The organism is Planctellipticum variicoloris, from assembly GCF_030622045.1.
Lineage (GTDB): Bacteria > Planctomycetota > Planctomycetia > Planctomycetales > Planctomycetaceae > Planctellipticum > Planctellipticum variicoloris.
This window is the reverse complement of the sequence record NZ_CP130886.1, coordinates 3783298-3795331: the sequence shown is the minus strand read 5'-3', so window position 1 is coordinate 3795331 and position 12034 is coordinate 3783298. Positions and strand designations below refer to the sequence as shown.

Sequence of the window (12034 nt, the reverse complement as noted above, 5' to 3'; positions counted from 1 at the left end):
GCGCGGTCCGATTTCCGGAACTCGAATTCAAAATCGGGCAGCCGGAATAGGATCGACGTCAAGCGGCCGGCAAATTCACCGGAATCGGCAGACTCCCTGGAGATTCCGGGAGGAGCATCGTCAGTGCGGGAGCGGACCGAGAGCTGTTGTGAATCGGTGTAACGGTCCTTTCCGAAAGAGGTTGCGGCGATCTGTAAACGGCTGCGGGAGGGCCGCCATCTGCGACGGAACTCGCAAACCACCGCAGGCCATCAACCTTGCGGACAAAATGCATTGAATGCGTTGCAAGGTCGGATCGGAAAGTGGTCGTTCGCGGGCTGGCAGAAGTCCGATTCAGAGGCTGGCACAGTCTCTGGTCACCGTTGTCGACGGGTGCCCCTGTCCGCGCCGATTGCATAAACGGCCCCGTATGGGGGATTCTGGAGAGTTCTGCCGAATTTCTCTTCAATCCCGCCTGCACAGACCGTTAGAATTTTCGTTTGGTGGCTAAGTCTCCGTAAGGCTTCGCTCTTGCGGTGGTCGCTCGATACATGATCTTCGACGCGCATCCCACAGACATTTCGGGAGTGGCGAGAATGCTTTGGAAGCGGTTTCTGGGTCGTACGGCTGTCGCGGCAGTGCTCGCCGCATCGCCGTTGTCGTTCAGCATGCTCGCAGCAGCCGAGTTCCGGACGCCGGCCGGCGTGCTGGTTCCAGCCGGGCGGACCGGCGGAGATCTGCTGGCGATCATCCTGAAAGCCGACGAACTCCCGGCAGGGATCACCGCTCACGATCACGTGATCCTGATCGACACCTCCGCCAGTCAGGTGGGGCAGCATCGCCAGCAGTCGCTCGGCGTGCTGCGGAAAGTTCTGGCGACGCTGCCGGTCGGCGATCGCGTCCGGTTGTTCGCCGTCGACGTGCAGACCGAGCCGCTGACGGCGGATTTCGTCGCCCCTCAGGGATCGGAAATCCTGGAGTCGCTCGCGACGCTCGATCAACGAGTTCCGCTCGGCGCCACGAATTTGCCGAAAGCCTACGAAGCGGCTCTGTCGGCCCTGCCGGCGGATCGCGCCGGAAGCATCACATACATTGGCGACGGGGTCTCCTCGTCGGCTCCAATTCCCGCCGCCTCGCTGCGGACGCTGATTGGCGAGCTCCAGTCGCGACAGATCATGGCTCACGGTTACGCCGTCGGGCCGCAGCAGAACCTGCACCTGCTCGGTGCTCTGGCCCACCAGACCGGCGGCATCCTGCTGTTTGACGGGACGCGGGACGACCAGAGCCCGGATCAGGACGGCCAGGCGCTGGGCGCCGCCATTGCGGCTCCGGTCTTCCTCCCCACCGAAATGAAAGCTCCGCGCGGGCTGACCCTGTTCAACGACCGCGCGCTCCCCGTCCGCCTGGATCGCGAAACCATCCTGGTCGCTCGCGGGAATCTGCAGGGCGACGCCAGTTTTGAACTGTCGGATGGCAAGGGAAATTCCGCCTCCTGGACGCTGGCGGCTCCCCAGGAGTCCCGTGATGTCCAGTTCCTGCCCGCCTTTGCCGAACGTCTCGAGCTCGACGGGGGATTGAGCAACTCCCTTGCGGGGTTGCCGGTGGTCCGTGCCGCTCAGCAGGAATTCGACGGGCGTCTGAATGCGCTGCTCCAGGCTGGCGAGCAGGCGCTCGCCGGTAAGCACGTTCGCGAAGCCCGGCAGATCGCTTCAACAGTGGCGCAGCTCGATCCGCAGAACGAACTGGCGACCTCCCTGGAGGCGGATGCCCAACGGCTCGAAGCGCGGCTGGTCAGCCGGCAGACCGAGACTGAAGACCCGAAGTCCCTGGAAAACCGCGTCTCGCCCGATCCGGCCGACAGCCCGATCGCCGAGCAGGATCAGTTGCGAGTCGTGTTGACTCAGAAGCTGCGATACCAGGTCGCGAATGCGGTCGAAGCCGCGCGCCGCTCGACCGAACCGGAACAGGCAATCGATGAGCTGAAGCGGACTCTGAACGCCGTGAAATCGGCTTCCGATATCGCTCCCGAAGATCGAAACGGCCTGCTGAAGCGTCTGGAGTCTGAGTTGCAGGCTCTGCAGAACCGGTCTGAAAAGCTGCAACAGCAGCAGGCGCGCCGCCAGGTCGCCCTGGCCGCCGAAGAGGCTCAGAACCGAATCACCGACCAGCTTCTGCTGGAAGAGGAAAAACTGGCGAACCTGATCGACCGCGTGCGGGCGCTGATGGAAGATGGCCGGCATGGCGACGACCCCGCATTCGGCGAAGCGGCGGAAGTCGCTCAGGTGGCGATCGACCTTCGTCCGGACAGCGGCGTCTCCTCGGCCGCCCGGTTTGGCGCTATCGCCGCTCAGCAGTTGACGCGTTCGTTCCGGCTGCGGACGTTGCGGGCCAACGAGTTCCTGGAGACGTTGCATCAGGTCGAACTGTCGCACGTCCCGTTTCCAGACGAACCGCCGATCCGTTTCCCCCCGGCCGAAGTCTGGAAGAGCCTGTCGGAGCGACGGAAGAAGTGGGACTCGGTCGACCTGAAGAAGAACAGCCCCAACGAACAGCGGATTCTGAAGGCTCTTTCCGAGGAAACGGAAGTTGACTTCGTCGATATGCCGTTGAAGGAAGCCATCGACTTCCTGAAGAACTATCACGATATTCAGATCTGGGCCGACGAAGTCAAATTGACGGACGCGGGCATCGGCATCGATACGCCGGTCACCCTGCAGTTGACGAAGATCACGCTGCGAAGCGCCCTCAAGCTGTTGCTGGAGCCGCAGGGGCTGACGTATGTGATCGAAGATGAAGTCATGAAGATCACCACGATCGAAGAAGCCGACCTCAAATTGAGCGTCCGGGTCTATCCGGTCGCCGACCTCGTGGTCCCCATCACCGGCGGCAGCAGCACGCAGGGGGGCGGCCAGAACGGGATCAGCGGCAGCCCGTTCGGCGGGAGCGCTGGCGGCGGTGGTGGTATGGGCGGCATGGGGGGCGGCATGGGAGGGATGGGCGGCGGCATGGGCGGCGGATTCTTCAGCGTTCCTCCGCTCCCCGCTGCCGGTCAGCCGGTCGATCTCGGCAAAAAAAAACAGTAGGTCCGCAAGTTCTGCCGGGAATTTCCGGCAGCCTCGGCAGTTTGAAGAATTCACGGGAAGTGCGGGCCGTCAGGCGTGCACTTCCCGTTTTTCGTCGAGTTCAGAACCGGCGAAATCCCGAGAGCTCAAAGGGGAGCACCGGCCGGAATCGGACCGACTGGTCGAGCTACTTCTCCAAAGGACAGGTGTCCCCGGAGACCATTCGCGAAGTTGTCAACGAGCTGGCGAAGTCCCGTCAACATGACGAAGTGATCGCCTGCCTCCAGCAGGCGATCATCCACGGACAGATTCAGCCCTGGATGTACGAAGTTCTCGCGTTGTCGATGCGGATGGCCGGTCGGCCCGACAAAGAGATCGAGCGCGTGCTGCTGTCGAGCGAGGATGTGACGCCGAGCGATGCCGCCTCGCAGCTCTATCTCGCGGCCTACCTGACGCGATTTGATCGCTTCGACCATGCCTTGCGGCTGTACCGGCAGGCGGCCTCCCTGGAGCCCAACCGACCCGATGCCTATTCGCTGGCGCTTCCGCTCGCAATTCGGACTAAAGACTGGGATTCCGTCGCCTGGGCGGCTCCGGGCGTCCTGCGCTACGTCTGGGGAAAGAATCGCGCGTCGCTGGTCCGGCAGGCGGAGGCCGCGGCGAGTGAAGCCCGCGAGGAATTTCTGAAGTCGGGACGCTCCGATGCGGCATCGGCCCTGGAAGAGCAGATGCAGGCGGCCCGCATTCGGGATCTCGTCGTCCGTCTCGAATGGTCGGGCGATGGCGACCTGGATCTGCTGGTCCAGGAACCCGACGGCTCGGTCTGTTCGCGTCAGAATGCCTTTTCCTCCGGGGGAGGAGTGCACCTGTTTGACGGCTACGGACCCGATCCGGCCCGGTGCCACGAAGATTACGTCTGCCCGCAGGGAATGGCGGGGGAATACGTCATCCGGGTCCGTCACGTGAGCGGGAATATTGTAGGGAAGCGAGCGACTCTGACCGTGACCCGCCGAGCCGACTCCCCGCGCGCAGAGACTTCGACCTACGTCGTCGCGCTCGGCGCAGAGGATAAGCTGATCCGCGTCTCGATGGCGTCCGGCCTGAAGACCGCCGCCCGACAATTGCACCCGCCCGTGAATCATCGGCCCGCAGAGCAGTCCGCCGCGGCGCGCCTTGCCGCCCGCTCCGCAATTCCGATGGTGTCGGCCCAGGTCGCTCCGCAAGCAGGCGGGGGAGTTCCGAGCGTGGGACCTGGCGCAGTCGGCTACCAGCCGGTCGTGCAGTTCATCGGAGAAGGGGTCTCGATGGGTGCGATGGCCGTCGTTTCGGGAGACCGCCGTTACGTCCGACTCAGCGTCAGCCCGACGTTTTCGAGCATCACGGATGTGTTCACATTCAGCTTTGTCGGCGGCGGAACCGGCGGAGGGGGCGGCAACGGTATTCGCACGCCGTAGCCGTCGGGCATCGCCTCCCGCGGGAGAGTTCGCTACGAGGACGCCGACGAACGCTTGCGGACCAGTCCCGGCGTCACGTCGAGATCGAGCGGCGAGAATCGGCCTCGTTCCCACAGCTCCCAGCCCAGCGCCCCCATCGCCGCGTTGTCCGTGCAGAGTTCCCGGGCCGCGATGTGCAGTTCGATGCGGCGGCGAGTCGCCATGTCTTCGAGACGGCCGCGCAGAACAGCATTAGCCGCCACGCCACCGCCGACCAGCAATCGCGCTCGCCCCGTCTGTCTCAATGCCTGCTCGGTCTTGCCGACGAGCACGTCGACGACGGCGGTTTGAAAACTTGCCGCGAGGTCGGCGATTCGGCGCGGCGTCAGTTCCGGAGGCAGAGCACGCGCTCCGGGAGTTCCATGGGCGGCGTATTTGACCGCCGTCTTCAGGCCGCTGAAGCTGAATTCCAGGCGATCTTCGTTGAGAAACGCCCGCGGGAACGGAATCGCCGCCGGATCGCCGTCCCGTGCCGCCTGCTCGATCAAGGGGCCGCCCGGATAGCCCAGTCCCAGGATCTGCGCGACTTTGTCAAACGCCTCGCCCGCGGCGTCGTCGATGGTCGAACCGAGCAGTTCGAAATCCACCGGCGAGGCGCAGTCGTACAGATTCGAGTGCCCGCCGCTGACGACCAGGCCGACTGCGGGAAACACATCGCGCCCGGCGGCAATCCGACAGGCGTAAAGATGCGCCGCAATATGATCGATGGCCAGCAACGGAACATCGAGCACGCAGGCGAGCGTTTTGGCCGCAGTGAGCCCGACCAGCAGGGAGCCGACCAGGCCCGGCTGCGTCGCGACGGCGACCGCGCCGATCTGTTGCAGGGTGACTCCCGCCTGCCGCAGCGTCTCGTCGATCACGGGCAGAATGCGCTCGACGTGGGCGCGGGAGGCGATTTCGGGCACCACGCCGCCGAATCGTTCGTGCAATTCGTGCTGCGTCGAGATGACGCTCGACAGAATTCGCCGATTCGAGTCGATGACGGCGGCTGCGGTCTCGTCGCAGGACGATTCGATCGCGAGCAGCAGCTCCTTGGAATGAGACGCGGAATCAGACATCGGGCGGCCGGGCCTTCAACAACGTGTGGCCGGGAAATCCCCGGCCACGCGGAACATTGTCGCGAATTCGACAGGCCTGCGCTCAGCCCCGGTGGGCCGGCCGCCAGGGGAGCTGTCGGAAGAACTCGACCGAAGCCCCCCCTTTGGGTTCGTCCTGACCCTTCGGTGCGGAATCCTTCTTCTCGTCCTTCTTTTCCTCGGCGGTCTTCTCTGGCGACTCGGTCTTTTTCTCGTCGGCCTTCGCCAGCTCCGCTTTCAGCCATTCAATTCCCTTGGCGACCTGCAGGTCGGTAAACTCGACCGGCTTCTCGGAACGCTCCCCGCCGAGAATGTCGCGCTGACGACGGTACTCCAGGTACTTCTGCATGTCCTCCGTTGAGAACTTGACGAGGTATCCTTCATCGGGCATCACGCCCCATTCGTCCGTCTCTTTGGAATTCGGGAAGCGGTGAATGTTCTTGCCGCTCGGCCGGTGATAGCTGGCGGTCGTCAGCTTCAGGGCGCTCTGGCCGCCATCCAGTTCGATCACATTCTGCACGCTCCCCTTGCCCCAGGTTCGCTCACCGACAACGAGCGCCCGTTTGTGATCCTGCAGGCACGCGCTGACGATCTCGCTGGCGGAGGCGCTGTAGCGGTTGACCAGCACGACCATCGGGAAGCCGGTGTAGGTCCCCTCTTTTGTCGCCGTCGCCACCTGCTCGTCGGTATTCCGACCCTTGGTGCTGACAATCACTCCGTCCTCGACAAACAGATCGGAGATCGCTGTGGCCGACGTCAGCAGGCCGCCCGGATTGAATCGCAGATCCAGGATCAACGCCTTCATCCCCTGCTTCTGCAGAGACTTCAGGGCGTCTTCCACTTCGGCGGCGCTGTTCCGGCTGAAGTGCGTCAGGCGGATGTAACCGATCTTGTCCGCCCCTTCGATGAAGTAGGACCATTCGCCGCTGGAGTCAAAATGGTCTCCCAGCACCGTCGGAGTTTTAATGACGGCACGCAGCAGTTCGAGCGTTGTCGGCTCTTCGCTCCCCTCGTGCACGACGGTGACTTTCACCGGAGATCCCGGGGTTCCGCGCATCATCTTGACGGCGGTATCCATCTCTTTGCCCTCGCCGAACTCGGCCGTGGCTTTCCCGTCGATCTCGACGATCCGGTCGCCCGCCTTGATTCCCGCCTTGTATGCCGGCGTGCCGGGAATCGGGGACAGCACCATCAACTGGCGCCCCTTGGGGTCGAGCGAAACCTGAATGCCGATACCGCCGAATTCCTGCTCGACCTGCTCGTTGAACTCCTTCAGCTCCTTGTTGTCGAAGTAGGAGGAATACGGGTCGAGCTTGTTGAGCATGCCGCGCATCGCGGCCTCCACCAGCTCCTTCCGGTCGACTTCCTTCACATAGTTGCGATCGATCTGCTCGAAGGTGTCGACGAAGAGCTTCATCAGCTCGTAGTAATCTTCGTCTTCAGCAGCGGATGCCGAACCGGCTCCGACCGCGACCGACACTGCGACCGCCAGAACCCACGACCAGACGCGACGCATGAGCATTCGCCATCTCCCTTTGTCGAACACCGGACCCCGTCGGCGTAGCATCTTCCGGACCGAACCGTTCCGCGCTCCGGGCACGGCAGTTGATTCAGGACGCATTTCCGCCAAACTTTCACAAATGGCCTTGAAGGAAGCGTAGTCTCTCTGCAGACTTCCGACAAGACTGCGAATCCGGCCCCCGATTTTCTGCGGCTGTCCATCGATCGGATCGGAACGCAGCCGCCAGCGCTCCTGTCAGCCATTTCGGGCATTCGGCGGCTGCGAACTGGCTGTAGGGATTGTCAGCAGGACGGAGGATTCCGGCGACTGGCTGTCACGGAGCTGGAACAGGGAGGGTGGCTGTGTCGCGCGTCGAGATCCTCTGCGGATTGCCCGGAACGGAGCGGTCGACGGTTCTGGCCCGATATGCCGCCGTGCTGGAATCGCTCCGCCAGCAGCGCTCGCCGGGAGCCGCGCTCTGGCTCACCCCGACCCGCCGGGCGCAGCGGGAAATCGTGGCCCGGCTCCTGACAGGCTCCCCCTCGGCCTGCGTCGCCCCCGGCATCATGACCTTCGATTCCTTCGCGGAGACCGTATTGCAGGCCTCCGGGCAGCCCGCCTCGCCGATTTCTCCCGTCATGAAGCGGACAATGCTGCGGCATCTGATCCGCCGACTGGCAGAGCAGGGGAGACTGCCGCACTTTCGCGGCGTCGCCGAGTCCTCGGGATTTCTCGACTTGGTGACGTCGTTCATTTCCGAACTCAAGCGGGAAGAAATCTGGCCGGACGATTTTGCGAACGCATTGCAGGGGGGCCGACCACGAGAACGGGACCTGGCGCTGATCTTCCAGGAGTACCAGGACGCGCTGACGCAGCGACAGTGGTACGACTCCGAAGGACGTTTCTGGCTCGCCCGGACCGAACTGGAGAACGGGCGGTTCGGACCCTTCGCCGATCTGCAGCAGTTGGTGATCGCCGGCTTCACCGACTTCACCCATACGCAGTACGAAATCATCGAACATCTGACCGGACACTGCCCGGACACATTGATCACGCTGCCACTCGACCGGTCGGCGGACCGGTCCGAACTCTTCGCCAAACCGGCGGCGGCTCTCTGGCGCCTGCAGGGGCAGCTTTGCGAACGAGACATCCAGGTCACGGACAGTCCCGAAGTCGACTCCCGACCGGCCGGCCTGGCGACCGTTCGTCGAGGGCTGTTCAGCAATCCTCGACACTGGAAACCAGCAGGGGACGCGCAAGGCCTGGAACTGGTCTCGGTGACCGGACCGGACAGCGAATGGACTGCCGTCGCGCTCAGGATCAAGCATCTGCTGGCGACCGGCGTCGCCCCCGGTCAGATCGTCGTCGGCCTGCGAAACGTCGCCGCCGATGGTCCCCGCTGGCTGGAAGCATTGCAGGCCGCCGGGCTGCCGGTCTGGTGCGAAGCCGAACGCCCCCTTTCGGCGAGTCCTGCCGTCAAAGCGCTGTTCGGCGTTCTGCAACTGGAGATCGAGCACTGGCCGTTTCAACGCGTTCTCGACCTGCTGCACAGCGAATTCCTGGGCTGGCCGGCGATGGGAGCGCTCCGGACGCAAGCTGCCCGTCGGGTCGGACGCGCCCTCAGGCGCCATCGCCTGCATGCCGGACGCGATGTCATGCTCCGCGTCCTGAAGCGAGTCGCCGAACGGCCGGTCGATGAGCGCAATCGCGCGGAATATGCCGACGCGTTCGGCGCCTTCGACATCCTGTCCAAGTTGTCTCACGCCCTCGATCCATTGCGTCGGGCTCATCCTCTCGACCGCTGGGCCGATGCACTCGCCGAAGTGGTCGAACAATTGCGGTTCTTCCCTCCCGCGGAACACAAAGGCGCGGAGATTCTTCGCGAAGCGGAACAGGCCCGCCAGGACTGGGACCTCGTGCAGCGGATTCTCCGGAACGCAGCGGAAGCCGAACGGGAACTGGAACCAGAACCCCGCAAGACTGCATTGAAGGATTTTCTGCTCGAATTCCGCGACCTGCTGTCGCGAGAAACGATCGGCAGATCGGTTGAACCTGCCGGAGTCGTCCGCATTCTCGATGTGGACCAGGTCCGCCACCTCGACGTGCCGTATCTGTTCCTGGCGGGGCTCACCGAAAGCACCTTCCCGGCGTCCCGCGTCGACGACTGCCTGTTGAGCGACAGCGACCGGACTCGCCTGAACGAATCCGGTCTCCGGCTGCACCAGCGGTCCGCCCATCAGCAGGATGAAATGTTTCTGTTCTTCGAGACTGTCGCCTGCCCGACGCGGCAATTGACTCTCTCCTATCCCGCCGTCAGCAGCCGCGGCCAGCCGGTCTTTCCCAGTCCGTATGCATCGGCCTTGCGGACGCTGTTTGCGCCAGGCGTTCTCACTGAGGCTCACGAAGGCCGGCTGGATCCCACGCCGACCAGATCCGACGCGCTCAGTCCTGGTGACCTGCGGCTGCTGAGCGTTGTGGAAGCCCGAGCCGGGAATCCGGGACTGCTCCGCTGGTGGGCCGATGAACCTGCCCGACAGCCGACGGCCCGAAACCTCCTGGCGGCTGCCAACGTCGCGGCCCAGCGATTTCAGACCCAGGGTTTCACCCCCTGGGAAGGTCGGCTGTCGCTGCCGCAGAATATTCAGGGGCTCCAGGGCCGGTTCGCGGCCTCGCACCAGTTCAGCGCCACGGAACTCGAATCCTACGCCGAGTGCCCGTTCCGATTCTGGCTGGAAAACGTGCTGGACGTTGCCGAATTGCCGCTGCCGGAGGAAGGGACCGACCACCTGGGACGGGGCGTGATGATTCACGACGTCCTCGCGCGGCTGCTCCGCGAGAATGGCATGCGGCTCGGCGACGATCTGGCCCGGCAGTTTGTCGAGTACGTCGAAGAGCGGCTCGGTCGCCGGATCCCGGAGACCGAACTGCAGCAGGCATTGCAGCGCATCGAACACCTGCTCATGGAGGAATGGGCGATCGCCTTCGCTCAGCAGAACACCGAGTACCTGGAGCATGTGAAAGCCTCCTGGGAGCAGCTCGCCGAGCCGCTGCCGCCGGAACTGGCCTTCGGAAAACTGCCCCGCGAGCAGGATGATCCCGCCGCCGCCCGTCAGCCGCTGGTGCTGGGGAAAGGGGCTGACCAGACCGTCGTCTGGGGCCGTATCGACCGAGTCGACCGCGGCCGCGCCGGGGACAAAGACGTTTTTACGGTCATCGACTACAAAACGGGCAAGCGGCCCACGCTGAAACTCGACGATCTGGAATCCGGACGTGGGCTGCAGCTCCCGCTCTATCTGCTGGCGGTGAAACGCCTTGGCCTGGCCGGCCCGGACGCCGTCCCGTTCCAGATGGGCTACTGGGCGTTGAAGGAGACGGGGTTTTCGCCCGGACTTCGCAACAGGGCGAAGTTCGGGTCGCTGGAGCAGGCCGTGCTGGATCAGTTGGAAGCCACTCTCGACGTGGTCGTTCCGCGACTGGCCGCGGGAATTCGCTCGGGGCGGTTTGTCGTCGAAAATGCCGACGAGCAATGCACCGGACACTGCGCATACCGGACCGTCTGCCGTGTCAATCAGATCCGTCCCCTCGCCGACCTGCTCGGAAAACGGAGCCGCCTGCCAGCAACGGCCGCGCCGGTCGATGCGGAGTCGCCCGCATGACCCCCGTTACCTGGATTCTCGGACAAGCCGACCGGCCCGAATTTGCCCTGGTGCTCGATTGGCTGAGTGAGCAGACAAAGTCCGCTCGAAGCATTCGCTGGCCCGATATTGCGTCGGCTCTCGCAATCGATTCCGGAGCGATTCCGGATCTCGTCGTCGTTCTGCAGAGCCACCCGGATGAATACCCGACCGCCGAAATCGCCCGCCTGCTGACCCGGACGCCGATCGCCCGGCTGGTCGTCGTCGCCGGGGCCTGGTGCGAGGCGGACGGGCGACGGCGCGACCTTTGGCCCGCAGCCTCACGGGTGCCGGCAGTCTGGGCAGTCCAGCGACTGCAGGCCGAGTGGTCGCTGCTGAATGCTGGGCAGGGGACGCCGCTGCCTCTGACCGCCACACGGGACGAATGCTTCGCGGCAGACCACCCTCAAACGGACGCATCACTGGCCGGCGGTACCTTTGCGGTTGTCTCTCCGGACCGGGCATGGCAGGAGACATGGTGCCTGCTGATTCAGCAGGCCGGCGGCTTGGTCGAGTGTGATCCCGTAAAGGCCGGAATTCTCTGGCTCGACGGCGACCCCTGGGTATCGGGCGGACAGCAGCAACTCATGGCGTATCGCGAGACGCATCCCGATTTGCCCATTGTCGTCAGTCTCGACTTCCCGCTGCCGGAACTGGTCGAACAAGTCCAGGCCGCCGGTGCATCCACTGTCGTCCCGAAGCTGGCCCCGGAAGCGTTTCTCCTGCGCGAACTGCAACGCCTCGTGCCCGCACCCGTCTGAACCCTGCCGGAGTGCAGTTCCCGTCCGCGGAGGACGGTGCTATCCTCAGAAAGTCAAGATATGTCAGGACCGCGACGGTGTATGGCCCGATTAAAGTCAGGAAACGCATGTCCCGAGCCGTCGTCCGACCGGAATCTGCCCCGAGTGTTTCGCACGACGTGCAGGACGGCAGCCTTCAGGCTCGCGCCCGCTGGTTTCAGTCGCTGTCTGATATTGAGCGTCTGGAATGGCTGGCCGCCCACCAGCAGCTCGCCTGGGACATGAACGGCGGTCGGATGCCCCGGAAGCACTACGATGCTCGCTCGCTTCCTGAACGTTGTGAAGTGCTTGAACTCCCGCAAGGCCCGGTACGTCGTCATCGGCGGTAACGCGGCGGCGTGACCGCGAGTTCCGCTTCTGTTGCGGCGCCCCCTCCGGAGTGCTGTTCCCGTCCGCCGCGGACGTTGCTATTCTCTGCAAGTCCCGACAGGTTCAATGTTTGGCGATCT

At 64.1% G+C, this 12034-nt stretch carries 7 protein-coding genes; 5 read left to right on the top strand and 2 right to left on the bottom strand.

Going from position 1 to position 12034, the window contains the following annotated elements:
• Positions 1-575: 575 nt before the first annotated feature.
• Positions 576-3062 carry a vWA domain-containing protein gene (locus SH412_RS14720; protein ID WP_336518769.1) on the top strand — a complete coding sequence of 829 codons (2487 nt, stop codon included), beginning with the start codon at positions 576-578 and terminating at the stop codon, positions 3060-3062.
• A gap of 185 nt (positions 3063-3247) precedes the next feature.
• Positions 3248-4495, top strand: coding sequence for a hypothetical protein (locus SH412_RS14715; protein WP_336518768.1), 1248 nt, complete (start codon positions 3248-3250; stop codon positions 4493-4495).
• A 32-nt stretch (positions 4496-4527) separates the two neighbouring features.
• Here the strand turns inward: SH412_RS14715 and tsaD are convergent, their stop codons facing one another.
• Both tsaD and SH412_RS14705 read right to left on the bottom strand, forming a co-directional pair.
• Positions 4528-5592 carry a tRNA (adenosine(37)-N6)-threonylcarbamoyltransferase complex transferase subunit TsaD gene (tsaD, locus tag SH412_RS14710; protein WP_336518767.1) on the bottom strand — a complete coding sequence of 355 codons (1065 nt, stop codon included), beginning with the start codon at positions 5590-5592 and terminating at the stop codon, positions 4528-4530.
• Positions 5593-5674: 82 nt separating this feature from the next.
• Positions 5675-7132, bottom strand: coding sequence for a S41 family peptidase (locus tag SH412_RS14705; RefSeq protein ID WP_336518766.1), 1458 nt, complete (start codon positions 7130-7132; stop codon positions 5675-5677).
• A gap of 335 nt (positions 7133-7467) precedes the next feature.
• On the opposite strand from SH412_RS14705, the gene SH412_RS14700 reads away from it, so the two are divergent.
• The 3 genes from SH412_RS14700 (at position 7468) to SH412_RS14690 (ending at position 11914) form a co-directional block, all read left to right on the top strand.
• Positions 7468-10767, top strand: coding sequence for a PD-(D/E)XK nuclease family protein (locus SH412_RS14700; protein WP_336518765.1), 3300 nt, complete (start codon positions 7468-7470; stop codon positions 10765-10767).
• On the top strand, positions 10764-11546 hold the full coding sequence (locus SH412_RS14695; RefSeq protein WP_336518764.1) for a hypothetical protein: 783 nt from the start codon (positions 10764-10766) through the stop codon (positions 11544-11546). The genes SH412_RS14700 and SH412_RS14695 overlap by 4 nt, the downstream gene beginning before the upstream one ends.
• 107 nt (positions 11547-11653) lie before the next feature.
• Entirely contained in the window at positions 11654-11914 is a 261-nt protein-coding gene (locus SH412_RS14690) for a hypothetical protein (RefSeq protein WP_336518763.1), read from the top strand.
• Positions 11915-12034: the final 120 nt, after the last annotated feature.

What these genes read in the sequence shown, in the direction of transcription:
- SH412_RS14720 (WP_336518769.1), top strand. Translation starts at nt 576, where the DNA reads ATGCTTTGGAAGCGGTTTCTGGGTCGTACGGCTGTCGCGGCAGTGCTC.
- tsaD (WP_336518767.1), bottom strand. Translation starts at nt 5,592, where the DNA reads ATGTCTGATTCCGCGTCTCATTCCAAGGAGCTGCTGCTCGCGATCGAA.
- SH412_RS14695 (WP_336518764.1), top strand. Translation starts at nt 10,764, where the DNA reads ATGACCCCCGTTACCTGGATTCTCGGACAAGCCGACCGGCCCGAATTT.
- SH412_RS14705 (WP_336518766.1), bottom strand. Translation starts at nt 7,132, where the DNA reads ATGCTCATGCGTCGCGTCTGGTCGTGGGTTCTGGCGGTCGCAGTGTCG.
- SH412_RS14690 (WP_336518763.1), top strand. Translation starts at nt 11,654, where the DNA reads ATGTCCCGAGCCGTCGTCCGACCGGAATCTGCCCCGAGTGTTTCGCAC.